23 protein-coding genes are annotated in these 25,404 nt (G+C 51.5%); 11 read left to right on the top strand and 12 right to left on the bottom strand.

Annotated features, from left to right (window positions below):
• Nucleotides 1-9: 9 nt before the first annotated feature.
• Complete coding sequence (locus ACZRKO_RS08625; protein ID WP_463736789.1) at nucleotides 10-810, bottom strand: PTS mannose/fructose/sorbose transporter subunit IIC; 801 nt, start codon at nucleotides 808-810, stop codon at nucleotides 10-12.
• Between the two features lie 96 nt (nucleotides 811-906).
• A complete protein-coding gene (gene manX / locus ACZRKO_RS08620; RefSeq protein ID WP_463736788.1) occupies nucleotides 907-1,878 on the bottom strand; it encodes a PTS mannose transporter subunit IIAB in 972 nt (323 codons plus the stop codon).
• Nucleotides 1,879-2,492: 614 nt separating this feature from the next.
• On the opposite strand from manX, the gene ACZRKO_RS08615 reads away from it, so the two are divergent.
• On the top strand, nucleotides 2,493-4,049 hold the full coding sequence (locus ACZRKO_RS08615; RefSeq protein ID WP_463736787.1) for a TerC family protein: 1,557 nt from the start codon (nucleotides 2,493-2,495) through the stop codon (nucleotides 4,047-4,049).
• A gap of 78 nt (nucleotides 4,050-4,127) precedes the next feature.
• Here the strand turns inward: ACZRKO_RS08615 and ACZRKO_RS08610 are convergent, their stop codons facing one another.
• From ACZRKO_RS08610 to pabB, 4 genes are all read right to left on the bottom strand, one after another.
• Nucleotides 4,128-5,702, bottom strand: coding sequence for an EAL domain-containing protein (locus ACZRKO_RS08610; RefSeq protein WP_463736786.1), 1,575 nt, complete (start codon nucleotides 5,700-5,702; stop codon nucleotides 4,128-4,130).
• A 338-nt stretch (nucleotides 5,703-6,040) separates the two neighbouring features.
• On the bottom strand, nucleotides 6,041-7,405 hold the full coding sequence (locus ACZRKO_RS08605; RefSeq protein ID WP_463736785.1) for an L-serine ammonia-lyase: 1,365 nt from the start codon (nucleotides 7,403-7,405) through the stop codon (nucleotides 6,041-6,043).
• A gap of 223 nt (nucleotides 7,406-7,628) precedes the next feature.
• Nucleotides 7,629-8,231 (bottom strand): CoA pyrophosphatase, encoded by a 603-nt coding sequence (locus tag ACZRKO_RS08600; protein ID WP_463736784.1) that lies wholly within the window; start codon nucleotides 8,229-8,231, stop codon nucleotides 7,629-7,631.
• Nucleotides 8,228-9,619: an aminodeoxychorismate synthase component 1 gene (pabB, locus tag ACZRKO_RS08595; RefSeq protein WP_463736783.1), complete on the bottom strand. Its 1,392-nt coding sequence runs from the start codon at nucleotides 9,617-9,619 to the stop codon at nucleotides 8,228-8,230. The genes ACZRKO_RS08600 and pabB overlap by 4 nt, the downstream gene beginning before the upstream one ends.
• Nucleotides 9,620-9,795: 176 nt before the next feature.
• On the opposite strand from pabB, the gene ACZRKO_RS08590 reads away from it, so the two are divergent.
• Nucleotides 9,796-9,975, top strand: coding sequence for a YoaH family protein (locus ACZRKO_RS08590; RefSeq protein WP_463736782.1), 180 nt, complete (start codon nucleotides 9,796-9,798; stop codon nucleotides 9,973-9,975).
• A gap of 91 nt (nucleotides 9,976-10,066) precedes the next feature.
• On the opposite strand, the gene purT is transcribed toward ACZRKO_RS08590, so the two are convergent.
• Nucleotides 10,067-11,245, bottom strand: coding sequence for a formate-dependent phosphoribosylglycinamide formyltransferase (gene purT / locus ACZRKO_RS08585; RefSeq protein WP_463736781.1), 1,179 nt, complete (start codon nucleotides 11,243-11,245; stop codon nucleotides 10,067-10,069).
• A 296-nt stretch (nucleotides 11,246-11,541) separates the two neighbouring features.
• On the opposite strand from purT, the gene dbpA reads away from it, so the two are divergent.
• The 3 genes from dbpA (at nucleotide 11,542) to ACZRKO_RS08570 (ending at nucleotide 15,674) form a co-directional block, all read left to right on the top strand.
• A complete protein-coding gene (gene dbpA / locus ACZRKO_RS08580) occupies nucleotides 11,542-12,924 on the top strand; it encodes an ATP-dependent RNA helicase DbpA (RefSeq protein ID WP_463736780.1) in 1,383 nt (460 codons plus the stop codon).
• Nucleotides 12,925-13,096: 172 nt separating this feature from the next.
• A complete protein-coding gene (gene yebF / locus ACZRKO_RS08575; RefSeq protein ID WP_463736779.1) occupies nucleotides 13,097-13,462 on the top strand; it encodes a protein YebF in 366 nt (121 codons plus the stop codon).
• Between the two features lie 154 nt (nucleotides 13,463-13,616).
• Nucleotides 13,617-15,674 carry a S9 family peptidase gene (locus ACZRKO_RS08570; protein ID WP_463736778.1) on the top strand — a complete coding sequence of 686 codons (2,058 nt, stop codon included), beginning with the start codon at nucleotides 13,617-13,619 and terminating at the stop codon, nucleotides 15,672-15,674.
• Between the two features lie 74 nt (nucleotides 15,675-15,748).
• Here the strand turns inward: ACZRKO_RS08570 and exoX are convergent, their stop codons facing one another.
• Both exoX and ACZRKO_RS08560 read right to left on the bottom strand, forming a co-directional pair.
• Nucleotides 15,749-16,411 carry an exodeoxyribonuclease X gene (gene exoX, locus ACZRKO_RS08565; RefSeq protein WP_463736777.1) on the bottom strand — a complete coding sequence of 221 codons (663 nt, stop codon included), beginning with the start codon at nucleotides 16,409-16,411 and terminating at the stop codon, nucleotides 15,749-15,751.
• Nucleotides 16,412-16,438: 27 nt separating this feature from the next.
• Complete coding sequence (locus ACZRKO_RS08560; RefSeq protein WP_463736776.1) at nucleotides 16,439-17,200, bottom strand: carbon-nitrogen hydrolase family protein; 762 nt, start codon at nucleotides 17,198-17,200, stop codon at nucleotides 16,439-16,441.
• Between the two features lie 522 nt (nucleotides 17,201-17,722).
• Between ACZRKO_RS08560 and pip the strand changes: the two genes are divergently transcribed.
• Nucleotides 17,723-18,676: a prolyl aminopeptidase gene (gene pip, locus ACZRKO_RS08555; RefSeq protein WP_463736775.1), complete on the top strand. Its 954-nt coding sequence runs from the start codon at nucleotides 17,723-17,725 to the stop codon at nucleotides 18,674-18,676.
• Nucleotides 18,677-18,713: 37 nt separating this feature from the next.
• Here pip and ACZRKO_RS08550 read toward each other — a convergent pair whose 3' ends face one another.
• Nucleotides 18,714-18,944: a DNA polymerase III subunit theta gene (locus ACZRKO_RS08550; RefSeq protein WP_463736774.1), complete on the bottom strand. Its 231-nt coding sequence runs from the start codon at nucleotides 18,942-18,944 to the stop codon at nucleotides 18,714-18,716.
• A gap of 438 nt (nucleotides 18,945-19,382) precedes the next feature.
• On the opposite strand from ACZRKO_RS08550, the gene ftnA reads away from it, so the two are divergent.
• From ftnA to ACZRKO_RS08530, 4 genes are all read left to right on the top strand, one after another.
• Nucleotides 19,383-19,889, top strand: a complete 507-nt coding sequence (gene ftnA, locus ACZRKO_RS08545; protein ID WP_463736773.1) for a non-heme ferritin — start codon at nucleotides 19,383-19,385, stop codon at nucleotides 19,887-19,889.
• Nucleotides 19,890-20,088: 199 nt separating this feature from the next.
• Nucleotides 20,089-20,475 (top strand): copper homeostasis periplasmic binding protein CopC, encoded by a 387-nt coding sequence (gene copC, locus ACZRKO_RS08540; RefSeq protein ID WP_463737511.1) that lies wholly within the window; start codon nucleotides 20,089-20,091, stop codon nucleotides 20,473-20,475.
• A gap of 3 nt (nucleotides 20,476-20,478) precedes the next feature.
• The gene (copD, locus tag ACZRKO_RS08535) at nucleotides 20,479-21,363 is read left to right on the top strand and encodes a copper homeostasis membrane protein CopD (RefSeq protein ID WP_463736772.1); all 885 of its coding nucleotides are present in this window, start codon (nucleotides 20,479-20,481) and stop codon (nucleotides 21,361-21,363) included.
• Nucleotides 21,364-21,415: 52 nt separating this feature from the next.
• Nucleotides 21,416-21,751 (top strand): YebY family protein, encoded by a 336-nt coding sequence (locus ACZRKO_RS08530; protein WP_463736771.1) that lies wholly within the window; start codon nucleotides 21,416-21,418, stop codon nucleotides 21,749-21,751.
• Between the two features lie 343 nt (nucleotides 21,752-22,094).
• Here ACZRKO_RS08530 and ACZRKO_RS08525 read toward each other — a convergent pair whose 3' ends face one another.
• Complete coding sequence (locus ACZRKO_RS08525; protein ID WP_463736770.1) at nucleotides 22,095-22,586, bottom strand: DUF2938 domain-containing protein; 492 nt, start codon at nucleotides 22,584-22,586, stop codon at nucleotides 22,095-22,097.
• Nucleotides 22,587-22,652: 66 nt separating this feature from the next.
• On the opposite strand from ACZRKO_RS08525, the gene ACZRKO_RS08520 reads away from it, so the two are divergent.
• Entirely contained in the window at nucleotides 22,653-23,045 is a 393-nt protein-coding gene (locus ACZRKO_RS08520; RefSeq protein WP_463736769.1) for a helix-turn-helix domain-containing protein, read from the top strand.
• A 445-nt stretch (nucleotides 23,046-23,490) separates the two neighbouring features.
• On the opposite strand, the gene ACZRKO_RS08515 is transcribed toward ACZRKO_RS08520, so the two are convergent.
• Nucleotides 23,491-24,681, bottom strand: a complete 1,191-nt coding sequence (locus ACZRKO_RS08515; RefSeq protein WP_463736768.1) for a M20 aminoacylase family protein — start codon at nucleotides 24,679-24,681, stop codon at nucleotides 23,491-23,493.
• Nucleotides 24,682-25,404: the final 723 nt, after the last annotated feature.

The raw sequence follows: 25,404 nt of genomic DNA, 5'->3' as shown, positions 1-25,404 counted from the left end.
CTTTCACCCTTAATCCAATTCGTTATCGAGATCGTTAACACCCTGTGCTGGTCCCGCTGCATTCGCAGACTTGTTGTATTTAGGACTCAACTGGATGTACAGCACTGCCATAACCACACCAATCACACCCAGTGCAACCAGGTTGAAGTTGGTGAAAGCAGCGGTAACGAAACCGAGGTAGAAGAACGGCATCAGATAGCCAGCGCGCATCATGTTGATGACCATCGCGTAACCGACAACGACAATCATGCCGCCTGCGATGTTCAGACCGTTGGTGACGACCTCTGGGATAGAGGAGAGCATAACCTGAACAACTTCGGTACCAACAGACACAGCCACGATAACGGCAGGAATAGCGATACGCATTGCCTGCAGGATCAGCGCCGAAACGTGGATCCAGGAGAGCGTACTTAAATTACCGCGTTCTGCGGCACTGTCAGCCGCGTGCTGGAAGGCAACGGTGATAGTACGAACGATGATGGTAAGAACCTGGCCTGCTGCTGCCAGTGGGATAGCAAGGGCAATACCCGCGCCGACCGACTGACCGCCTGCAATAACCAGAATGGTTGAAATTATCGAGGCGAGAGCGGCATCGGGCGCCACGGCGGCACCAATGTTCATCCAACCCAGAGCAATCATTTCCAACGTACCACCGATAATGATCCCGGTTTTCATATCACCGAGAATAATACCGATTAAGGTACAGGCCACCAGCGGACGGTGGAACTGGAACTCATCCAGGATGGAGTCCATCCCGGAAATACATGCAACAATAAATATCAGCACAATCTGTAGTGTGGTGATCTCCATTGCACTTCTCCTATGACCAAAAAAACGCTGAGTAAAATAAGCTCATCAAAAACAGACAACGTTGAGGGAGTCCGTGGCTTTAATTCGCTGAGTTTATTAATTCATCTTATTAATGAGATCCATCATCTTCACACGGCTGTCAGAAGAGACTTTACGCACCTCAAGCTCAATACCTTTTGCATTCAATTGATTGAATGCATCGATATCTTTTTTATCGACGGAAACGGCGTTTGTCACCTGAGTTTTACCCTGACGGAAGGCCATACCCCCGATGTTCACCGAGGTGATGTTCACGCCGCCTTCCACAACGCGCAGGACGTCGGTTGGGTTGGTGAACAGCAGCATGACGCGGTCGCCAGCATATTTTGGGTTGTCATACACGCGGATAGCTTTAGCCACATCAACAACATGTGCAGTCACACCCGGAGGAGCAACCTGAGTCAACAATGTTTTACGCACGTGGTCGGCAGCAACTTCGTCGCTGACAACAATGATGCGGTTAACATTGGTTTCTTTGGTCCAACGGGTCGCAACCTGACCATGAATCAAGCGGTCATCGATACGGGCCAGACCGATTTTCATGTGGTCGTTAGGACCAGTAGGTTTGGCAGGCGCCGCTGCCTTAGGTGCAGCAACAGCGGGTTGAACGGCAGCAGTTTCAGTTGCCGGTTCAGGGGTTTTCAGGGCTTTGACACCGATACGACCGGTTTCAACGGCGATGGCAACCAGTTCCGAAAAGGACGGATTGTCGTCACGTGCCATGAAAGTTTCCGCCAGCATAGGGATGTTGACCCCAGTGACGACTTCATAGTTTTCTTTATCGACAACGATACGGCTGGCGGCATTAAACGGACTGCCTCCCCAGGTATCGACCAGAAAAAGAACGCCGCTGCTGGTATCAAGCCCGCCCAGCTTTGCCGTGTATTTCTCAATCAATGTTTCGGCGTTTTCGCCGGGAACGAAATCGATAAAGGCAACGTTATCCTGTTCACCTAAAATCATTTCCGCTGTTTTCAGCAGCTGTTCGGCTGCTGACCCGTGCGTGCCGATGATAATAGCAATACTCACTCGCTACCTCCTCTGTTAACCCGCGAAAGGGTTATGCACATAAGTGATGGTGCTGATGTCATTCGCCGCTTTTTATTCCTTCAGCGAATGTTTGCTGTCCTTGCGCTATGTTTTTTGAGTGCCAGACTCAAAACATCCTTGCGTGTATGGCGTTACTTTCTGATAAACAATAAAAAGGCCGTACTGCAGAACCTCAACAGGTTGTGCGACCCGATTTATTTTAGTGTGTGAAAAAATAAATTTTGTGACTTCCGTCTGTTATTGAAATACCGAAAGTGAATGCGTTACCACATTGCATATAAAAACAGCATAGGTGTTACAAAACGATGCTGCCGGTAAAAAAACGTTCTTTTCCAGATTAATGATTCCTGATAGAGTTGTTTTCCCAATAATTGAACAGGAGTATCGGGCCTCAGCCCTCCCTATGGACTGTCACCGACGTCACTTATCCTCTAAATCATCACCTCTTTTTTCCGGCAACTTCACCTTATCAGGTCGGGTTATCGTCGCATTGAAAGCGTTTCCACTGATCCCCACTGATCACTACTCACAGACATTGTCTGGTGGGAACGTATTGCGTCTTATTTATCCAACTGCTCATAACGGGACCTGATATGGAATTTTTAATGGACCCATCGATTTGGGTCGGTTTGCTGACATTAGTCGTACTCGAAATTGTTCTGGGCATCGACAACTTGGTGTTTATTGCCATCCTTGCGGATAAACTTCCGCCAAAACAGCGTGATAAAGCCCGCATCATCGGATTGTCGCTGGCGCTGATCATGCGTCTTGGCTTGTTATCGCTGATTTCATGGATGGTGAAACTCACGGCGCCGCTGTTTAGCATCGCGCAGTTCAGTTTCTCTGGGCGTGATTTAATTTTGCTGCTAGGCGGATTATTCCTGCTATTCAAAGCCACGACTGAGCTGCATGAGCGGCTGGAAGGGCATGAAAGCCATGGTAATAACAACCGCGGCTACGCCAGTTTCTGGTCAGTGGTGGCACAAATCGTGGTGCTTGACGCTGTGTTCTCGCTCGATGCGGTGATCACCGCCGTCGGTATGGTGAACAATCTGGCCGTGATGATGACCGCCGTGGTGATCGCCATGGGCGTGATGTTGCTCGCTTCCAAATCACTGACGCGCTTTGTGAACAACCATCCTACCGTCGTCGTGCTCTGTTTAAGCTTCCTGCTGATGATCGGCCTGAGTCTGATTGCCGAAGGTTTTGGCTTCCACATTCCGAAAGGTTATCTGTACGCTGCGATCGGCTTCTCCATTCTGATTGAATTGTTTAACCAGATTGCCCGCAGGAACTTCCTTAAAAGCCAGTCGAACCGGCCAATGCGTGAACGTACCGCAGAAGCGATTCAACGGCTGATGGGAGGTAAGCGGCAGCATCAGGATGAAGATGACGAGCAAGAGCAGAAGCAACCGGGTAAAGAGACTTTCGCCGAAGAAGAGCGCCATATGATAAGCGGTGTTCTGACGCTGGCCTCGCGTTCGCTGCGCAGCATCATGACGCCGCGCACGGAGATCTCCTGGGTTGACTGTGAACGCTCTCCGGCGGAAATCCGCATGCAACTTCTGGACACACCGCACAGCCTGTTCCCGATTTGCCGTCATTCGCTAGACGATGTGATTGGTGTCGTGCGCGCGAAAGACCTGCTGGTGGCGCTGGAAAACGGTGAGAACATTGTGGCTTTCGCGGAAAAAACGCCGCCGATAGTCGTGCCGGAAACCATGGATGTCATCAACCTGCTGGCCGTATTGCGCAGGGCAAAAGGGCGTCTGGTGGTGGTGAGCAATGAATTTGGTGTAATTCAGGGGCTGGTCACACCGCTTGATGTCCTTGAGGCGATTGCAGGTGAGTTCCCGGATGAAGACGAAACGCCGGATGTGATCGTTGACGGTGACGGCTGGATCGCCAAAGGCGGGACCGATCTGCACTTGCTGCAACAGGTACTCGATACCACTGACCTGGTCAGCCCGACGGCGGATTATGCGTCTCTGGCCGGTTTCCTGCTCTCCCAGTCGGGGCAGATGCCGGAGGCTGGTGAAATCATCAGCATGCCGCCGCTGACGTTTGAGATCCTCGACGTCTCGGAGTACCGTATTGACCGAGTACGTATTACCAAAGCCAAAATGGATGAATGGCGCGAAGACGAATAATTCTGTTATTGCGTACTTTTGCATGAATAAAAACGGCGACTTCGGTCGCCGTTTTTTATGCCTTTCAGCCCGCATAAATCACAGCGAAGAGACCGAAAAATCAGCTTTTTCATAGCGCTCCAGCCATAACGGGAAAATGTCGATGGGCATCGGTCGGGCGAAATAGTAACCCTGCAATGAATCAACCTCGCGCTTACGCAGATATTCGGCCTGTTCGCGGGTCTCCACGCCCTCGGCAATCAGTTTCAGATTCAGCCGCTGAGCGAGGGTGATAATCGTATCGGTCACGGTTGCATTGATGGCATCTGTGCCGATGGAGGCGGTAAAGGCGCGATCAATTTTCAGCACATCAGGATTGAGGGTCTTCAGGTAACTCAGGGAACTGTGCCCGGTGCCGAAATCGTCAATGGCCAGCATCACGCCCATCTCCTTAAGTGCGCTTATCTGCTCGGTGCTGAGTTCCTGCAAACGGGTCCGCTCTGTCAGCTCCAGCATCAGCGACAACTCAGGCTCTGCGGATAACCATAACTGACGAATATCATCGACGATCACCATGTCATTAAAGTGCTGGGCGGCGACATTGATACTGATATAAAAATCGGGGCGGGCAGGGAACAGCGCAAGATTTTCACTCACCTGTTTGATCAGATAACGGGTCAGCGAGATGATCAGGTCGTGCTGTTCAGCCAGTGGAATAAACACATCGGGGGATACCCACTCCTGACGTCGGTTCTTCCAGCGCATCAGTGTTTCAACGCCGACACAGCGGCCGTCGGCGCTGTTAATGATGGGCTGACAGTAGACCTGAAATTCCCGGTGAGAAATGGCGTGGCTGATAGGGTAGGCGAGGCTGATGCGGCTGCCGGAAAGCAGGTAAATGGCAATCGCCGTCAGCAGGCTTATCAGCAGGGAGAGCGGCAGATGCGTCGGCAGCTCACTCCAGGCCAGCGTGGCCGCATCATCACCATAAATAGAAACAGAGAAGTCGTAGCTGCCGGAACGGGCGGAAAGTATCGGTGTTTGCTCCAGCGTGTCGCGGGGGATGATCTGATTTTTATCGTATTCAAGACTGTGTTTCAGGACGTTAAGCACAATACTGCTAGCATAAGGGGGCTGGGGCTCAAGCAGGAAATTAGCCAGCACGCCGATGTTATAGACGAACAACAGTCCGTTGCGGTTATCGCTGCCTTCAGGACGCCATAACACCAGTGTCGGGATAGCGTCGGGTGTTATCATGGAAGCACGCAGCTGGAGATGGCTGTCACCCTGCGCCAGTTGCGGTAACAACTGATTAAAATCGTAATTCACTTCGCCAGCCAGACTGGAGCAGAGAATTTTTCCATCCCGGACCAGCGCAATGGCCCGCAGCGTCTGTAAGCGCGCAACCACTTGCTGCAACACCGGCTGCTGGGAGGAACAATTTGGGCTGGACTGAATGAGTTGGTCGAAGGAGACGGAGTTGGCGGGTTGTAACAAGGTTTCCAGTTTTGAAATCGTGTGGCGGGCAACACGCTGCTGGTCCTGACTGATCACCCGTGTCTGTTCATAAATGCGGATGCCCAGCGTCAGGAAAAGCGTCAGCAATCCCATCGCTGCAGCCAGAGCCAGACGATAGTAGCGATATTTCGCAAGCGCAATCTGGTTGAAAGGCATCGTGTTAATCCTTGTTTTTCGATGTTTTTCTTAAGTGTGACGTTGTCACTTATGATCACCCTTATTTATGCCTTCACTGGTTATAGCGGCTTATTGGTTTAATTGGATTTTCGTAACCGGAAAAGTTGAGGCAATCTGTGTTTCGCAAAGCAATCAGAATGCCGCAGCACGGAGGTCGAAAGCAAGAGCCGGGAAAGAGTTTTCCAGATAATACAGAGGGTTTTTGTTAATAGAGCCGATTTTACCGTGTGCGCGGCGGTGTAAAACATTTCCTGCGGCAGCATCCCGGTTTTCGCCAAAGAAAAGGGATGCTGCAGGCAGACTACAGGCACGACTGATTAGTCACATTGTACTTTAATAGCCAGTCCGCCCCGGGAGGTTTCACGGTATTTAGCGTTCATGTCCTTGCCTGTTTCGTACATTGTCTCGATAACCTTATCCAGTGACACCCTCGGTTCACTGGTACGACGCAGCGCCATACGTGCCGAGTTAATAGCTTTGACCGAGGCAATGGCGTTACGCTCAATGCAGGGAACCTGCACCTGACCGGCAACCGGATCACACGTCAGCCCCAGGTTATGCTCCATGCCAATTTCAGCAGCAATACATACCTGCACCGGGCTTCCGCCCAGTAATTCGGCAAGTCCCGCTGCCGCCATTGAACAGGCCACACCCACTTCACCCTGACAACCCACTTCAGCCCCGGAGATCGATGCATTCATTTTATACAGAATGCCGATGGCCCCGCAGGTGAGGAAATAGCGCAGATAGATATCCGCACTGACCGGCTCAATAAACTGATCATAATAAGCCAGTACGGCCGGGACAATCCCGCAGGCGCCGTTGGTTGGCGCAGTCACCACCCGTCCACCGGCGGCATTTTCTTCATTCACCGCCAGCGCGAACATATTGACCCAATCAATGACATTCATTGGGTCATTGGAGAGTTTGTCGTTAGAGACCAGCATACGGCGCAGCGCTGACGCACGGCGCGGCACGCGCAGCGGACCTGGCAACACACCTTCCGTATTCAGGCCGCGATCGATACAGGCCTGCATGGTGTGCCAGATGGTTTCGAAATACTGTTCGATCTCCTGCTTGCTGTGCTGAGCCAGTTCGTTCTGCATCATCAGTCCTGACAGAGACAGCCCGTTCTCTTTGCATTTTGCCAGCATTTCACTGGCCGAATTAAAGGCGTAAGGCACGCTCACTTCATTGAGAACCGGCTGGCCGAAATGTTCATCGTCCACGATAAAACCGCCGCCAACAGAATAATAGGTTTTGCTGTACAGCAGTTTATCGCCGGCAAAGGCGTGGATCTGCATCGCATTTTCATGCTTAGGCAAATTCTCCCCCCGGAATACCATGCCGGTATCACGCGGGAAATCCACTTCGTGATGGGTTTCACCTAACGGCAGGCGTTCGCGCTGCTCAACATCACGGATAAAGTGCGGAATGCCGTCAATATCTACGGTGTCAGGCTTATTGCCTGCCAGACCGAGAATAATGGCGATATCGGTGTGGTGCCCTTTTCCGGTCAGTGAGAGTGAACCGTAGACATCCACAGCTACACGCGTCACGTCAGGGAGCATGCCCTTTTCAAGCAGGTCATCAGCGAACTGTTTACCGGCTTTCATGGGGCCCAAAGTATGGGAACTGGAAGGGCCAATCCCGACCTTGAACATGTCGAAAACGCTAATCACGTCGAATACTCCTGTTTTGGGAGATGGCACTGAAATGAGCGCCATGCCCGGATAGATTTACTGTGTAACACTTAATTGATAGTGGATTATCGCAGTTTTATGCATGACTTAACACACAGTCTAAAAGGGCTTGTGACGGAAAGTTGCTTTTTTCGCATGAAATAAATTAATTTGATGCGAAAATGTGATGCACTTGTAACTTTTTGGTTGCGAGGGCTGGCCATCAGGCACGGATCTGTTCCGCCAGACGCCGGATAATGGCGGCGGTCAGCCCCCAGACAAATTGCTGCTGGTACCAGGAGAGGTAAACACGATGATGTATTCCTCGTCGGTGAATATCGAGCGGATGGTAGCGGGCGAGATCAAACGCCTCTTCAAGCGGGATTTCGAATAACTCTGCCACTTCGTCTTCGCACGGGTGTAACGGCACATCCACCGGTAATAATCCCACCACCGGCGTAACCTGAAATCCGCTGCTGCTGTCGAGCGGTGCCAGCGTGCCTAACACGGTCACGTCAGCCGGAGGGATCGCCACTTCTTCGTGAGCTTCCCGCAGGGCAGTAAATATCAGTGACGTATCTGACGCGTCAGCCGCACCGCCGGGGAACGCCACCTGACCGGCATGTTTGCGCAGAAAGTCTGAACGCCGGGTGAGCAGCAGCGTCGGCTGCGCACGGCAGATGATCGGGATCAGTACCGCTGCGTGCCGGTGTCCGCGTACCGCAGGCGCGGGCGATGCCGGCAACTGCAACTGAAAACGGCGGATGAACTCCAGCACGGCCGGTGAGTAACGGGAAGAGTCCGGCTGAGCGTTAGAAAGGATCAAGGCTGCGGTTCTCCCTGCGGTTGCCCTTTTAACTGTGGAAGAATGCGGGCGACTTTATCGAAAGTTTCCTTGTATTCGGCCTGCTCCTGACTGTCTGCAACTATACCGCCGCCTGCCCAGCAATATATATTTTCGCCTTCGGTCAGCAGGGTGCGGATGGTGATATTACTGTCCATCGTACCGCAGCAACTGATATAGGCGATGCTGCCGCAGTAAGCGTTGCGGCGGTGCGGTTCAAGCTGTTCGATAATCTGCATGGCGCGCACTTTCGGCGCACCGGTGATAGAACCGCCGGGGAAGCAGGCGCGCAGCAGTTGGCTGGCGTGGCACGCTGGCGGTAATTGAGCCGTGATCGTACTGACTAGATGGTGTACTGCCGGGAAAGGTTCGACCACGAACAGTTCCGGCACGCGCACGCTACCCGGTACCGCGACGCGGCCGATATCATTACGCAGCAAATCGACGATCATCAGGTTCTCGGCGCGATCTTTTTCTGAGGTGGAGAGCCGCAGTGCCTGCTCTGCGTCGGCCTGTTTATCCGCCAGACGGGGCAACGTGCCTTTAATCGGGCGGGTTTGTACGCGCTGGTTTTCAAGCCACAGGAAGCGTTCAGGCGAAAGGCTGAGTACGGCGTTTTCCGGCAAACGGATAAATGCCGAGAAGGGAGCACGGTTGGCGGCGTTTAACGTCAGGAATGCCTGCCACTCATCGCCGGAATAACGGGTGCTGAAACGCTGGGCCAGATTGATCTGGTAACAGTCGCCGCTGTGCAGATAGTCCTGAATCTGGCGGAATTTTTCACCGTACTCTTCGCGGCTCATGTTGGCCTGCCAGTCGCCGTGCAGCTTGAGAGGCTTGAATTGCGCGGGTGATGCGTGTTGTTCCAGCCACGCCAGACGCATTTGCACATCCCCATGACACACCAGTGTCAGGCGCTGTAAATGGTGATCGGCAATCAGCGCCCAGTCATAAATTCCCACCGCCATGTCCGGCAAATCGATGTCTCGCAGGGACGTGGCAGGCAGCGTTTCAATGCGGCGGCCCAGATCATAACCAAACAGCCCCAGCGCGCCACCCAAAAAGGGCAAGTCCGGATGCGGTTCAGCTTGTAGTCCGGACTGCACTAATTGCTGCTCTATCAGGGAAAACGGGTCGGTATCACTGAATCCGGTACTGCTTAGCGTGGCTATTTCAGTTTGTGCGCCCCGCGTGGTCAGTGTGATCAACGGGTCAGCAACCATAATATCGAAGCGGTTATGCACATGCTCTGCCGAACCGGAATGCAGCAGCATGGCCCAGGGCAGGGAAGAGAGCGGAGCAAACTGCGTGAGCAGGGCATCAGGCTGATATTCCAGTGGATAAAATGTGACGGACTGAGCAGGTTGCATGGACGATTTCACGGTTCTGGCGGATGTCGGGACAGGTTGTGATCCTAGCATAAATTTCTGCGCCATAGGCCAGCGGAAGAAGAAGGCGTATACTGTCCGGTCAATGATGGCAGTTGCGCATAACCCGCGTGGCTTCCACCCGATTTCCAGCCATAACCCAGATACAGGACACTCCCATGCTTACAGGTATGCCTTCACTTTCACACAGCGAACAGGAACAGGCCGCCGACCGTATCCGCGATATGATGGCCGGCGGAATGAGCAGTGGCGAAGCCATTGCCACGGTAGCAGAGGAAATTCGCGCCAAGCACAAAGGCGATCGCGTTACCGTTATTTTTGACGACGAAGACGAATAAACATCCATCTGTTATTAAAAACGGCAATAAAAAACCGGATCCCTCGCAGGCCCGGTTTTTTTACAAGGTGACAACGAAAGCGGCGCAGGGATCAGCCTTTTACAACGACTGCCGCTGCAGCCTGTTTCGCCGTTTCCACCGCCTCCTCAACGCTGTCACCAATCGATAACGCCACGCCCAGACGACGTTTACCCTGGATTTCCGGCTTACCGAACAAACGCACCTGATTTGAACCGGCCAGCGCCTGCTCCAGCCCGCTGAACGAGACGTTGTTGCTGTTCAGTTCCGGCAAGATAACCGCAGATGCAGACGGACCAAACTGGCGGATCTGCCTGATGGGCAGGCCGAGGAATGCGCGCACGTGCAGGGCGAACTCTGAAAGGTCCTGCGAAATCAGCGTTACCATGCCGGTGTCGTGCGGACGCGGTGACACTTCGCTGAATACCACGTCATCTGCGCAAATAAACAGCTCGACGCCAAACAATCCTTTCCCCCCCAGCGCTTTAACGACGCGTTCCGCGATGTCTTTGGCGCGTTGCAGGGCCAGTTCGCTCATCTGCTGAGGCTGCCATGACTCTCGGTAGTCGCCATCTTCCTGGCGATGACCGATCGGTGCGCAGAAATGAATACCGTCCACGGCGTTGATGGTCAGCAGGGTGATTTCAAAATCAAATTTCACCAGCCCTTCAACAATCACCCGTCCGCCACCCGCACGACCGCCTTGTTGGGCGTAGTCCCACGCCTGTTGCAGGGTTTCAGCACTGCGGATCAGGCTCTGGCCTTTGCCCGATGAACTCATCACCGGCTTGATGATGCACGGATATCCAATCTTTTCCACCGCGGCACGGAACGAGGTTTCATCGTCAGCAAACTGGTAGGTTGAGGTCGGCAGTTGCAGCGTTTCAGCAGCCAGCCGACGGATGCCTTCGCGGTTCATTGTCAGGCGCGTCGCTTCTGCACAAGGCACTACGTTGTGGCCTTGTTGCTCCAGCTCCACCAACATACTGGTGGCGATAGCTTCAATTTCAGGCACGATAAAATCCGGGCGTTCACTCTCGATAATCTGCTTCAGCGCATCGCCGTCGAGCATATTGATCACATGGCTGCGGTGAGCGACCTGCATCGCTGGCGCATCGGCATAACGGTCAACGGCGATCACTTCCAGACCAAGACGCTGGCACTCGACGGCCACTTCTTTGCCCAGTTCTCCGGAACCTAATAACATCACGCGAGTCGCGCCAGAGCGCAGTGCAGTACCGATGGTTAACATAGCTTCGTACCCAGATCTGTGGAGGTTGAGAATGTGTGCTGACACCGCATTGCAGGGCGGAAAATTACCGCTAGCCTGAACCGGTCGGCCGCAGTATATCCGAAAATCTTGGCGACGAAAACGATTGCGCGGCGGCCGTTTCATCAGGTGGTCAATAATCTTCACGGGTTTTTTACCCACGGCGCCCGGTGAGTAAGGCAGTGAAGCCGTGGTTCTGTTATCATTTATCCCAAACCATGGCGTCATATTTTCTGCCGCTGCCCCGAATTTTCTGCCTTACATAAAGAGTTATCGCCTTGAGCACGCATTCATTTTCCGTCCTGACTTTGCCCGCTGAGCAACTTTCTAACCTGACCGAACTGGGTTATGCCGAAATGACGCCGATTCAGGCCGCGTCGTTGCCTGCCATTCTGCAAGGGCAGGACGTCCGCGCGAAAGCCAAAACGGGCAGTGGTAAGACCGCGGCCTTTGGCATTGGCCTGCTGGATAAAATCACCGTCAGCCAGTTTGTTACCCAGGCGCTGGTTCTCTGTCCGACGCGCGAACTGGCCGATCAGGTCAGCAAAGAGCTGCGCCGTCTGGCGCGCTTCACCCAGAATATTAAGATCCTCACCTTATGTGGCGGTCAGGCTATCGGGCCACAACTCGAGTCGCTGGTGCACCCTGCGCATATTATTGTCGGCACGCCGGGCCGTATTCAGGAGCATCTGCGTAAAGGCACGCTCAAGCTCGACCAGTTGAAAGTGCTGGTACTGGATGAAGCGGACCGCATGCTGGACATGGGTTTTAGTGAAGATATTGAAGACGTCGTCAGCTACGCACCGCAGGACCGCCAGACATTGCTGTTCTCTGCGACTTATCCGAGCGGGATTGAACGCATCAGTAACAAATTCCAGCGTCAGCCGCTGAACGTTGAAATTGAAGGCGACGATGACATTGCTGATATCAAGCAGGTGTTTATCGAAACTGACCGTCATCAGCGCCTGGCTCTGTTAACGGCAGTGCTTTATCAGCATCAGCCAGCCTCCTGCGTGGTGTTCTGTAACACCAAGCGCGACTGCCAGGAAGTGTATGAAGCGCTGGAAGGGAAAGGCATCAGTGCGCTGGCCTTGAACGGTGACCTCGAACAGCGCGACCGCGATCGTGTGCTGGTGCGTTTTTCCAACGGCAGTTGCCGCGTACTGGTCGCGACCGACGTTGCGGCGCGCGGTCTGGACATTAAACAACTCGGGCTGGTGATTAACTACGAGCTGTCGTTTGACCCGGAAGTTCACGTTCACCGTGTGGGCCGTACCGGCCGTGCGGGTACCAGCGGTCTGGCCGTCAGTCTGGTTACCCCGCAGGAGATGGTGCGTGTTCACGCGCTGGAAGATTACACTCATCAGACCGTAGTCTGGCAGCCGGCCGCACAGGTACTTTCCGCCGCACCGGTGGCGCTGGATCCAGAAATGGCAACGTTGTGCATCGACGGTGGCCGCAAAGCTAAAATCCGTCCGGGCGATATTCTGGGCGCGCTGACCGGTGAAGCAGGACTCACGGCGGCCGAAGTCGGTAAAATCGACATGTTCCCGATTCATGCCTACGTTGCCATCCGCCAGAAGAGTGCCAAAAAAGCGCTGCAACGTTTGCAGGAAGGTAAGATCAAGGGCAAGAATTGTAAGGCCATTATTTTACGTTGATATAGCCGCCAATTATTTAGGGTTCAGCGGTACGTACCGCCTTCATGTTAACGTTGTGTTATGTCCTTGTCTGGGATTATTATGTTCTTGTTAATGATGACCTCACGCAGAATAAGGATATTCATTCTTGCAGGGGTCACAAGGACAGACAAACGCGAACAGGAGGCGGTACATGAAAAAAGTAATAATTGGCGCATTAGTGGCAGTGGCCGGATTGAGCACTGTGGTGCATATCGCACAGGCGGCGGAACCCGAAAACCGTACCGCAACAGTCGCGCCTTGTGGTAATGCCAGCAAAGATGAAATCGCTGCGCTGGTTAAGCGTGATTTCCTGCAAAATCGCATTACCCGCTGGGATGCGGATAAAAAGCTGCTTGGGACGTCAACGCCGGTCGTCTGGATCTCCTCTGACAGCATTACCGGTGACAATGCGAAGTGGAATATTCCGGTGAAGGTGCGCGGTGACCGTACAGACAAAATCTATCCGGTTACACTCAATTGTCAGCTTGGCGAAATTACCTACGGCAATCCGCAGTAATCTGTTCAGCAGTCAATCGAAGCGTCGTCATGGCTCAGCATGTCGGCGCTTTTTTCATGCTCTGCATTCCCCTCTGAATACCCCTTACCGCTTGGTTTCCCTGTATAAACCTGTCACTCTGATGGCACTATCATGAACATTGAGATAAGGCGAGATGATGACACCTCCGAAGGCTGAGAAACGCCCAAAAACGCTGAACATTCATGGCGAAACACGCATCGATGACTATTACTGGCTGCGTGACGATGACCGCACCGATGCGGATGTGCTGAACTATCTGACCGCCGAAAATGCCTGGACCGAACAGGCGTTACAGTCGCATCAGACGCTGCGCGAGACACTGTATGAAGAGATGGTCGCGCGTATCGCCCAGCAGGATCACTCCGTGCCTTATGTAAAACACGGTTTCCGCTACCAGACCCGTTATGAGCCGGGCAATGAATACGCGATCTATCTGCGCCAACCTGCCGCTGAAAGCGAAGCGTGGCAAACCCTGATTGACGGCAATGAGCGCGCCAAAGATAGTGAGTTTTACACGCTCGGCGGGCTGGACATCAGCCCGGATAATCAGCGCATGGCCGTGTCAGAAGATTTTCTCTCCCGCCGCCAGTACGACATTCGTATCAAAAATCTGACCGATGACAGCTGGGCCGAGGATGTGCTTAAAAATACTTCCGGTGGCAGCGAATGGGCCAATGACTCGCAAACGCTTTACTACGTGCGCAAACACAAGAAAACACTGTTGCCGTATCAGGTCTACCGTCATACCGTCGGGACTGACCCGAAAACTGACCAACTGGTGTACGAAGAGAAAGATGACACTTTTTACGTCGGGCTGGATAAAACCACCTCTGAAAAGTACATCCTGATCCATCTGGACAGCACCACCACGTCAGAAGTGCTGTTGCTGGATGCCAGCGATCCTCAGGCCAAACCGCAGATGTTCCTGACCCGACGTAAAGATCACGAATACGGGCTGGACCATTATCAGGGGCATTTCTATATCCGCTCCAACCGGGATATCAGCACCAGCAAAGACGGCAAGAACTTCGGTCTCTACAAAAGTGCTGACAACAAAGAAGCACAGTGGCAGACGCTGATTGCACCCCGTGAAGCGGTGATGCTCGAAGGCTTTAGCCTGTTCCGCGACTGGCTGGTGGTGGAGGAGCGCGAGGAGGGGCTGACCCACCTGCGTCAGATTCACTGGCAGAGCGGTGAGGAGAAATCCCTGGCTTTTGACGACCCGACGTATGTCACCTGGCTGGCGTACAACCCTGAGCCAGATACCGCGCTGCTGCGCTACGGCTACTCCTCCATGACAACGCCGAGTTCTCTGTTCCAACTGAATCTGGACACCGGTGAGCGCACGCTGCTCAAACAACAGGAAGTGAAAAGTTTTGATGCGGCGAATTACTGCAGCGAACGCGTGTGGGTGACCGCTCGTGATGGCGTGAAAGTGCCGGTTTCGCTGGTTTACCGTCGCGACATTTTCAAGGCCAACAGTAATCCGCTGCTGGTTTATGGTTACGGATCCTATGGCAGCAGCATGGATCCCGCTTTCAGCGGCAGCCGTCTGAGCCTGCTGGACCGCGGATTTGTCTTTGCGCTGGCCCATGTCCGGGGCGGGGCGGAACTCGGTCAGCAGTGGTATGACGACGGCAAACTGCTCAACAAGATGAACACCTTCCATGACTTTATCGATGTAACCAAAGCGTTAGTTACGCAAGGTTATGGAGATGCTGAAAACGTGTTCGCTATGGGCGGAAGTGCTGGTGGCCTGCTGATGGGCGCGGTGATCAATCAGGCACCAGAGCTCTATCGTGGCATTGTCGCGCAAGTACCTTTTGTCGATGTGGTGACCACTATGCTCGATGAGTCGATTCCACTGACGACCGGTGAATATGACGAGTGGGGTAATCCGAACGATAAAACTTTCTACGACTATATTTTGCAATACAGTCCGTATGATCAGGTGAAAGCGCAGGATTATCCGCACATGCTGGTGACCACTGGCCTGCATGATTCACAGGTGCAGTACTGGGAACCGGCCAAGTGGGTGGCGAAACTGCGTGATGTGAAAACCGATGAAAATCAGTTACTGATGTATACCGATATGGATTCTGGGCATGGCGGGAAGTCTGGCCGCTTCAAGGCTTACGAAGATATCGCGCTGGAATATGCGTTTGTGCTGGCATTAGCCGAAAAAGGCTAATCGTGTGATACAAGAAGGCGGTGTTTTCAATGACGGAAACGTCGCCTTCTTTATGGCTAACGTTGGGTTAACGGTCACTTTTCGAGGAAATGCTCGAGGCTGTATCGCATATCGCCACTGAGGTCTTTAATCGACTTCAGCATCCATTGCAGGTATTCCGGATCTTGCTGGGCAATATCTTCAATCTTCTGACCGCGATATTTACCAAACTTCAGCGTACGTAGTAATGTCGGACTGTTACTGATTTCCACCATTTTCTCCGCTGACCAGCCGGAATCCTTGATGATGCGCTGCAGCAGGGCAGCGGTGACATAGCAATCATACAGGGCGCGGTGGGGATACAGGCCGTCGGGCACAGTGACGTCGAGTTTTAACGCGTAGCGCAGATACTGATTGCTGTAGCGAATATTCGGATAAAGCGCCCGCGCCAGTTTCAAGGTACAAATCCATTCACCGTGCATTTCGGGCAGCACACCGCGATCAAACGCCGCATTGTGTGCCACGTAATAGGGGCTGCCGTGGTATTTACCGATGGCTGCTGCAATACGCGGTTTGCCTTCCACCATCTCTTCTGTGATGTGATGGATAGCCATCGCCTCAGTACTTATCGGGCGGTCTGGGCTGATGAGGTCGCTCATCGGCTGGACGATCTGGCCGTCAATCACATCGACCGTCGCAATTTCAACAATGCCGCCATCCAGGCCGCAGGTTTCCGTATCAATAACCCGGAATGTCATACCTTAAATCTCCTCGTTGTACTGGAATTATGCTGTCAGCGTCAGGGGCTGTATTTCTCCCAGCCAGCCTGCATCACTTTTGTTAGCGATAGCAAGAGCATCGTCGCCTGCGGATGCGGTAACAACTAGGCGTCCGGATTCATCCCAGATAGCGCTATGACCAGCAGGTTCCCAGCCACCGGTAGGAGCACAGTGATTGGATAAGATAACCACCATGCGGTGTTTTTCAGCATAACGTTGCAACATGCCACTTTCCAGCGGATAGCTTTTTTTCGAGATAAGAACACCCGCAGCATAGACTGTCGCACCACAGTCAGCGGCGTGTTGCGGGTGGGTCTCAGAAAGAATATCGGCGCAAATCGCCAGACCAATCTGGTGTTGTTGCACCTGTATAAGCGGTCCACCCTGACCGGCCGTGAAGATAGCGGCTTCGGGTCCGTGCAAATGCTGTTTGGTATACGAATACAGTGTGCCGTCGGGTGCAAAAATAATGGCACCGATATACAGGGCGTCTGCATCGCTTGAGCGCAGCGGTGCGCCGCAGACCAGCGTCATTTGATGTTTTATCGCGCTCTCACGCAGTTCGACCAGGCGGGGGTCCTGCAGTGTGATCGCGAGCTGCCCGGCCAGATCCGGTTCATAACCGGTAAGCGAGAGTTCAGGAAAGAGCAGGAAATCAACGTGATGCGCGGCGGCCTGTTCTGCTGTTTGCAGGTGGCGCTGAATATTGACGTCGATATCACCGGCGGCACAGCGTAATTGAGCGGCCGCAATAATCATGTCATTCATGGCTTTATCCTCAGTGTGCAGGGGCAAAACAGAACAAAAAAACCCGCCATAAGCGGGTTTGTCTCAATACGAAGCGCTAAGTCTACAGACCAAACGTTACGCGGATGCCTTTTTGGCTTTCTTATCAGCCTTTTTCTCGGCTGGAGTTTTCAGCGGCTTCTTCTTCGCATTCTTTTTGCTATCCATTCCTTTACTCATAATCGCCTCTCTAAAGCCAGTGGATTGGGTTGCTCACCTATTTACTGCTAATTTCCATAAACATGCAAGAGATGCCGGATAAGTTTTGGGCAAGGATCTGTTTCTGCGCAAATTATTGTTGTACTTGTCTTTTGGCGATGCTTTTTTCAACGATTATTGGTTCCTCTTTCGCTGGGTTGCATAAATACTGCGCGACCGATCGGAAAAATGCCCTTTTTTATTGTTAACAACATGTTGTTGATTGACCGGCCCCGCGCTATGCGCTGTTATGACTAAAGCGAACGAGCGAGTCGAGACTCTGGAAAATAAAAAACAGGAAACGCGATGTCGAAATTTAAAGGGTTGTATCCGCCAAGAGAGGCTTACGCCAGCGGGATATTAGATACCGGCGACGGACATCAAATTTATTGGGAACGCAGCGGAAATCCGCAGGGAAAACCGGCCGTATTTATTCACGGCGGACCGGGCGGAGGCTGTTCAGCAGTTCACCGTCAGTTGTTTGACCCCAATGACTATGACGTCATGTTATTTGACCAGCGCGGCTGCGGACGTTCTAAACCTCACGCCAGCCTGGAGAACAACACCACCTGGCATCTGGTCGACGATATCGAACGACTGCGCAAGATGGTGGGTGCGGAGAAGTGGCTGGTTTTTGGCGGATCATGGGGCGCAACATTGGCTCTGGCCTATGCGCAGACTCATCCTGAGCGCGTCAGCGAAATGGTGTTGCGTGGCATCTTTACGCTGAGAAAGCAGGAGTTGGACTGGTATTATCAGGAAGGCACATCGCGTTTCTTTCCGGAGAAATGGCAACGCATGATGTCTATACTTTCTGAGGGAGAGCGTAAGGATGTGGTGGCTGCCTACCGTAAACGCCTCACGTCACCGGACCGCGCCGTTCAGTTGCAGGCCGCAAAGATCTGGAGCCTGTGGGAAGGGGAGACGGTTACCCTCTTACCGACCGAAGACGCCGCGTCATTTGGCGAGGACGATTTTGCACTGGCATTCGCGCGTATCGAAAATCATTACTTCACTCACATGGGATTTATGGACAGCGACGACCAGTTGCTGCAAAACGTCACGCGGATCCGGCATATTCCGGCTGTGATCATCCATGGGCGCTACGACATGGCCTGTCAGGTGCAAAATGCCTGGGACCTTTCGCAGGCCTGGCCCGAGGCGGAACTGTATATTATTGAAGGAGCGGGACATTCGTTTGATGAACCGGGGATCCTCGATCAACTCATCCGTGCCAATCAGCGGTTTGCGCGCAGCTAAGTCACTCATCTCTTTTATCTGCCATACGAACCGTAAACTATTTTTGTTTGGGTTCGTACGGCAGTCTGGAAAATTGGTGAGATAGCGCGCGGTAATGCGCCACACGTTCGCGAAAATAGCCGCGCAGGGGTTCACGCTGTTCACGTTCGGCCATCTCAGCCACAACGGGCATGTTATAGCGCTCTTTAAACGCCACGGCTGATGCCGCCAGATCGACGTTAATCTTATCCATCTCTTCTTTGGTCAGTTCTGCCAGATTGCTGCTCATTCTCTTTTCCCGAAGTCTTTTTTCCTGATGCATTGTACCCGACCTGCAGGGCAGGGTGAATGCTGATGTCAGACTTTGTGCCGTAGTGGCGCGCCAAGACTCCCTCATTTTTTCTACGGCAAATATAGCACGATGATAAATGATTTATTTTGGTAATGAGAACTGTTCCATGAAAATGGCCAGCAGGATATTTAAAAAGTGGGCAGAATAAGTAACATAAAGAATAAGAATGATTCTCTTTAATATTTAATTGGCTGTGAATAATTCTCAATAAGATTTGAGGGTGTAATTTATATGCAATAAAAACAGTTAGTTATAATTTAATGTTATTTATTGGAATATATATGTGACGCAGGTGTTTTTATTTTGTTTGATGAGCGGCATAATGCGGGGAAATAATACATTCATCCTGCTTTACGCCAATTTCCTGGAGTCATCATGCTTAAAAAAGAAATGATCGATCAGCTTAACGAACAGCTGAATCTTGAGTTCTATTCTGCCAATTTATATCTGCAAATGAGCGCATGGTGCAGTGATAAGGGTTTCGAAGGGGCTGCTGCGTTCCTGATGAAGCACTCTCAGGAAGAGATGGGCCACATGCAGCGCCTATTCAAATATGTCAGCGACACCGGTGCATTGCCCCTGCTGGGCGCAATTGCAGCACCGCCTGTTGAATTCGAATCCCTGTCTGACGTGTTCCAACAAACGTATGAACATGAACAGCACATCACCAACAAGATTAACGAACTGGCCGATCTGGCTATGACGCTGAAAGATTACTCTTCCTTCAACTTCCTGCAATGGTATGTGGCAGAGCAGCATGAAGAAGAGACTCTGTTCAAATCCGTGCTTGATAAACTTGGTCTGGTGAGTAATACAGGTAACGGTTTGTTCTTCGTAGATAAAGATCTCAAAACAATGGCTGCACAAATGCCGGTTGTCTGATAGTTCCTTGTGACGGATTAAACCGCAGCCTTGTAGCACTAACGTGCAATAAGGCTGCGGTTTTTCTTTGTGCGAAACGTGCCAAACGCGACGCGTATTCAGATAATGCCTATTAACCGCTTAATTTTGACAGACTCACAAGGCCACTTTGCGCTAAAGTTGCGGCGATAAAATCTCCCAACCAGAAAGCTAAGGAAAAATTGTGTCGCAAAAATCCTCTTCTCTCTGCCGTATTCTGGCAACTACCGCCGTTCTCGTTGCCGGGCTGATGTCGCAACAGGCCTTTGCGCATGCGCATTTAAAAACTGAGACGCCTGCTGCTGATATCACCCTCAAAGCCTCTCCGACAGAACTCTCTTTAGGGTTTAGTGAAGGAATCGAGCCAAGCTTCAGCAAAGTCACCCTCATTGGCCCGAATAAAAAAACGGTTGCTACCGGCGCACTGGCGCTTGCCGCCAATGACAATACGCAGGCTATCGTGCCGCTGACGGCGCCACTCAGTGCGGGTAAATACACGGTCTCCTGGAACGTCGTCTCCGTTGATGGTCACAAAACAGAAGGGCAGTACAGTTTCACTGTGCAGTAAGTGATGACTCTGGCCACCCTGTTTGTCCTGTGCCGGTTCATTCATTTTGCGTCATTGATGCAGATTTTTGGCATATGCGTCATGGTGACGCTGCTGGCACCGCGTGGTTTCGCCACAGGATTGCTGCACCAGAATGAGCGTTTGCTGACACTTTCCGCCTGTATGGGGGCATTGACATCCATTGGCATGTTGGCGATTCAGGCAGGCCTGATGGGCAATGGCCTACAGGACTGCCTGAACCTGAACGTTTGGCTGCTGGTACTGACCACCACATTTGGGGAAATCTGGCGCTGGCATCTTTTGCTGACGGCCATCGTGCTGATGGTTTGCCTGATGGACTGGTTGCCTGGCCGCGGTGTTGCCCTCCTGTTCGCCAGTACTGTGCTTTTATTAAGTCTGGCGTTTATCGGCCATGCTGCCATGCATGAAGGCCTGTTGGGTATTGTTCAGCGCAGTAACCACTCTTTGCATTTACTCAGTGCTGCGTATTGGTTCGGCAGTCTGTTACCCCTGTTGTGGTGCTTGCATAACACAAAGAGACAGGATATGCGGCCGCACGCGATCACTACACTGATCCGGTTTTCGACCTGCGGGCACGTTGCCGTGGGTCTGGTTATCATCACCGGCATCATTAATAGCGTGATTATTTTGCAGCGCTGGCCGACGGATTTTTCGTCGCTCTATCAGATGTTGTTGTTGGTGAAAATCGCGCTGGTGGCGGGCATGGTAGGCGTTGCGCTTTACAACCGATATAAGCTGGTACCATTAATGGCGATAAATCCACAGCTGGCGCACCGGCGCCTGATTTCATCCACATGGCTGGAAATTGCGTTATCACTGGCTGTCTTAGTGCTGGTGAGCTGGTTTGCCACGCTGGCGCCCGGCTAAAGCCTGACCAATTAGTATCCGTAATATTTGAATAGAAAATTGAGGAATAGTCATGAGGAAATCACTCCTTGCCTGTCTGCTTATGACACTCTCCGCCAGCAGCTTGGCGGCACCAGAACTGGCAACGGTCACCCGTTTGCAATATGGCAAAGACTGGGCATTCACCCGTGAAGAAGTCATGTTGCAGTGCCGCCCGGGTAAGGCGCTATATGTCATCAATGACAGCACACTGGCTCAGTACCCGCTGAATGAAGTTGCGAAAGAGCAGGTGAAAGCGCGTCAGGTTCAGGCCATTTCGCTGGAGAAGATCCTGCTCGACGACCCGAAAAACCCAGGTCAGAAAATGAGCCTTGCGCCATTTATCGCCAAGGCCGAGTCACTTTGCTGACGCAGCCTTCAAGGCTAATGGTTTGTTGTTAAAACTATGTTTTGGGATTGTTGTCACAAAGCATAATTAATTTAGCCTTGTTATTATCACTTGGTTGCAAACTGGCTGGAAAATAACCACAGCTCAACTACGCTTTAAGTTGTACGGCTTAACCGCCTGCATTAATGCCAACTTTTAGCGCACGGCTCTCTCCCAAGAGCCATTTCCCTAGACCGAATATAGGAATCGTATTCGGTCTTTTTTTTGCCCATTTTTAAAATCAACAACTTACCTTAAAAACAATAGACAATGAAACGCCAAGTAATTCACGTGAAGCACTTTATCCGGATGACCTTCATACCTCTCAAATCCCACTTAGCGCTTTAGCTGTTATAAAAAGACCTAGACCAAAAATGGCATGTGCACACACACTGAAGAATCTGGCTCTGAGTGGGTGGGGGATATTGGCAGCGGCGATACCGAAACCGAGCGCGGGCTGCATGATCAAAAAGGGGGCTATGAGGCTCAATAACCCGCTTGTTAATGCAGTTACTGGTTCCGGATTGAGAAACCAAAATTTACCTGACAACAACAGCGGCAAAAAAGCGAATAGAATACCTATCGCATAGTGGGATACCCAGCCGATCATCTTCTCGCCATGCAACGCCGGAGAATCAGTAATTTTCTGATGCCGGAACTTGCCTTCATTCATCCCCAGAAGCCAGCGCCCTACCAGTGCATAATCAAGAGAATGTACCCTAAAGATAACCTTCAGAATCATGGCCCAAATATCCATGCAAAAAGTTGCGCCAATCCCTGTAAAAATAATCCGTAAGATGATTTCTGTGTTCATCATGATGCCCTCATTCTTCTCCAGTGATAATCTGTGGGGATTGTGCAACTTTAAGTCAGCTTCAAGTCAATGATGAATGAACTCGATATCGGCAAAGTGGCAGAAATGACAGGTTTAGCCCCTTCGACGTTAAGGTATTACGAAAAGAAAAGGCTTATAAATCCAGTAGGACGAAACGGACTCAGACGGCAATACAGCCTTGATGTCATTGATAAACTCAGGCTAATTTCCCTCTATCGTATTGCGGGACTCTCACTGGATAAAATTTCCTTGCTTTTTGATACCGATGGAAAAATTTCCATAGATCGTGAGTTACTGGCAGATAAAGCTGATGAACTGAACAGGACCATCATCCACTTAGGAAATATTCGGGATGGTTTGACCCATATGGCGAACTGTCCGAAAAACGATCATATGCAGTGTTCTCAGTTCCAAAAAATACTGCATCGAGGAGAATTTTAACTTTCTCTCAGACCATTGTGACGGTCACCGACCTTCTGATTAATCTGACCAAACTGGCAGTCATTGGGCTGGGGGGCTGTACGCCTTTCGCATAAAAAAAGCCCGCTCAAGGCGGGCTGAAAGGGTAATGCGAGGGTAGCTAAGATGATGAAACACAGAGAGGGGCACCGATGCTCAGCCTAATTTACACACCAAATACAAACTGCGTCGTTCAGCTAATAATCGGCAAGCTTCTTTAGCCGCCCTGTGAAAGTATCAAAAGCTAGGTCATGTCGTTAATTCCTGCAGGTAATATTAGTGGTGCCTGCCCGGTTTCTGCGCCGGCACGTGTGCAGACATTTGGTACTAGGGTGTTGAGTTCTATTTTTCTCGCCAGCTGTAGGCTGAGGTTAAGTCGTACAATATTTATTGCGCTTGGGGCTATTATCACGTGTCCTTCGGGATGTTACTGCATTGAATCGTCCACCAGATATCGCTCCACTAAACGGGTCCAGAATGCAGCGCCGAATCCCAGACTATCATCGTCGAAGTTATAAGCTGGATTGTGTAACACGGCGCTGTCACCGTTACCTAAACGCAGGAAGCACCCCGGCTTTTGTTGCAGGAAATAAGCAAAATCCTCGCTGCCTGAAATCGGTGGTAAGTTTTCAATCACGTTATTTTCCCCCAGCAACTCTTTTGCCACCGTTTGTGCAAACTCGGTTTCCTGTTGGTGATTCACCAATACCGGATAGCCTGGGACATACTCAATTTCGGCACGGGCACCGTAACCGGCGGCATGGTGTTCAACCAGTTCACGAATACGCGCTTCAAGGATTTTACGCACACCTTCATCAAATGAACGAACGCTCATTTCGAGTCGTGCTGTTTCAGGGATAACGTTAGCGGCATGACCAGAATGCAAGGAGCCAACGGTCACAACCGCCGTTTCATTGGGATCTATGTTACGTGAGACCACTGTCTGCAACGCAACCACGATGCTGCTGGCGACCAGAATAGGGTCAACGGTCATATGTGGACGTGCGGCATGGCCCCCTTTGCCGTGGATTATGATGTTCACTGTGTCACAGGCTGCCATAAATGGCCCCGCGCGAAACATCATTTTTCCGACTGGGTATCCGGGGTGATTGTGCAGGCCGTAGATGGCATCGCAGGGAAATTGCTCAAACAAACCTTCTTCCAGCATTCTTTCTGCACCGCTATTAAATCCAATCTCTTCAGCGGGTTGGAAAATCAGATGCACAGTCCCCGAAAATTGCTGGCTGCGAGATAGCTGCTCCGCAGCGCCCAATAGCATCGTAGTGTGACCATCATGGCCACAGGCATGCATGGTGCCGGGGCGTTGGCTGGTGTACCTGACGCCGGTCTGTTCAGTGATGGGCAAGGCATCCATATCTGCGCGAATGCCAATGCGGCGTTGTCCGCAGCCGCGGGTCATTGTACCGATAACTCCATGCCCTCCTATGCCGGTCGTCACTTCAAATCCCAGTGTTCTCAGTTTGTCGCCGACGAAAGCTGCGGTATCTGTTTCTTCATTCGAAAGTTCAGGATGTTGATGCAGGTGTTGGCGAATTAACCGTAAGCCGGGTTCAAGATCTTCCACGTCAGCGAGAGTACAAAAATTTTTATTATTCATGGCGATCTTCTGTCTGCTCCTAAAAGGAATATCCGGCATAGCAGCCGAACAGCGATGTGATACGAAGAACAGAATGCAATCTGAGCCAGCCGATGGCAACAGCCAAAAACAAAGATGTGATGATTTTTCTTCAGATTGGAATGTTCAATTCAATACCGCTATGTAATTGATGTAACGCGTTAATGTTTCTCCATCACTGTGCGCAAAACTCGTTTTTCTCTGTGGACGAGCCCGAATGCATTTTCTACTATTTATGGGTAATTTCGATGTCTGAGAAATGAGAAGGAGGGGGTACTAAGAACGGAGGCTTAGCGCATTAACTAGTCGGAAAAATGAGCCTTTTCAATAGCGAAAAAACGGTGCTGAAAATAATCGACAAATTAACGTTGAGTTTTTACGCAAAAGTGCCGTTAAAGAGTGTATTCATTGGTTACAGAGTAATAAATTAGCTGCTTTTTATCTCACAAGCTGACACCCTGTAACGAGTAGCGTACTGGTGTCATTGAACTTGATTATTATCGGAATTATACCGTTTAACGCGTCTTCAGCGGATATCATCAAGGTTTGTGCGCTAAACTTTCTCATTATCAGGCCATTAAGGGAATCGGATGATTTGCTCCGACACACTCAAACATTTTAGAAATTTTAGCGCCTTAGCGTTAGTTCTGAATGCGACGTTTAGTTTACCGGTTCACGCAGAAGAAGCGTGGCAAGGGGTATGCA

It is taken from the genome of Ewingella sp. C233, from assembly GCF_055407225.1.
The sequence above is the reverse complement of the archived record's forward strand: the minus strand, read 5'-3'. Positions and strand labels throughout refer to the sequence as shown.

Bases quoted from the DNA above. Each gene is read 5' to 3' on its own strand.
- ACZRKO_RS08570 (WP_463736778.1), top strand. From the start codon at position 13,617: ATGATGACACCTCCGAAGGCTGAGAAACGCCCAAAAACGCTGAACATT.
- ACZRKO_RS08530 (WP_463736771.1), top strand. From the start codon at position 21,416: ATGAGGAAATCACTCCTTGCCTGTCTGCTTATGACACTCTCCGCCAGC.
- ACZRKO_RS08515 (WP_463736768.1), bottom strand. From the start codon at position 24,681: ATGAATAATAAAAATTTTTGTACTCTCGCTGACGTGGAAGATCTTGAA.
- purT (WP_463736781.1), bottom strand. From the start codon at position 11,245: ATGTTAACCATCGGTACTGCACTGCGCTCTGGCGCGACTCGCGTGATG.
- ACZRKO_RS08615 (WP_463736787.1), top strand. From the start codon at position 2,493: ATGGAATTTTTAATGGACCCATCGATTTGGGTCGGTTTGCTGACATTA.
- ACZRKO_RS08550 (WP_463736774.1), bottom strand. From the start codon at position 18,944: ATGAGCAGCAATCTGGCAGAACTGACCAAAGAAGAGATGGATAAGATT.
- ftnA (WP_463736773.1), top strand. From the start codon at position 19,383: ATGCTTAAAAAAGAAATGATCGATCAGCTTAACGAACAGCTGAATCTT.
- pip (WP_463736775.1), top strand. From the start codon at position 17,723: ATGTCGAAATTTAAAGGGTTGTATCCGCCAAGAGAGGCTTACGCCAGC.
- copD (WP_463736772.1), top strand. From the start codon at position 20,479: ATGACTCTGGCCACCCTGTTTGTCCTGTGCCGGTTCATTCATTTTGCG.
- ACZRKO_RS08560 (WP_463736776.1), bottom strand. From the start codon at position 17,200: ATGAATGACATGATTATTGCGGCCGCTCAATTACGCTGTGCCGCCGGT.
- pabB (WP_463736783.1), bottom strand. From the start codon at position 9,619: ATGCAACCTGCTCAGTCCGTCACATTTTATCCACTGGAATATCAGCCT.
- ACZRKO_RS08590 (WP_463736782.1), top strand. From the start codon at position 9,796: ATGCTTACAGGTATGCCTTCACTTTCACACAGCGAACAGGAACAGGCC.
- yebF (WP_463736779.1), top strand. From the start codon at position 13,097: ATGAAAAAAGTAATAATTGGCGCATTAGTGGCAGTGGCCGGATTGAGC.
- exoX (WP_463736777.1), bottom strand. From the start codon at position 16,411: ATGACATTCCGGGTTATTGATACGGAAACCTGCGGCCTGGATGGCGGC.
- ACZRKO_RS08520 (WP_463736769.1), top strand. From the start codon at position 22,653: ATGATGAATGAACTCGATATCGGCAAAGTGGCAGAAATGACAGGTTTA.
- ACZRKO_RS08625 (WP_463736789.1), bottom strand. From the start codon at position 810: ATGGAGATCACCACACTACAGATTGTGCTGATATTTATTGTTGCATGT.
- ACZRKO_RS08610 (WP_463736786.1), bottom strand. From the start codon at position 5,702: ATGCCTTTCAACCAGATTGCGCTTGCGAAATATCGCTACTATCGTCTG.
- ACZRKO_RS08525 (WP_463736770.1), bottom strand. From the start codon at position 22,586: ATGATGAACACAGAAATCATCTTACGGATTATTTTTACAGGGATTGGC.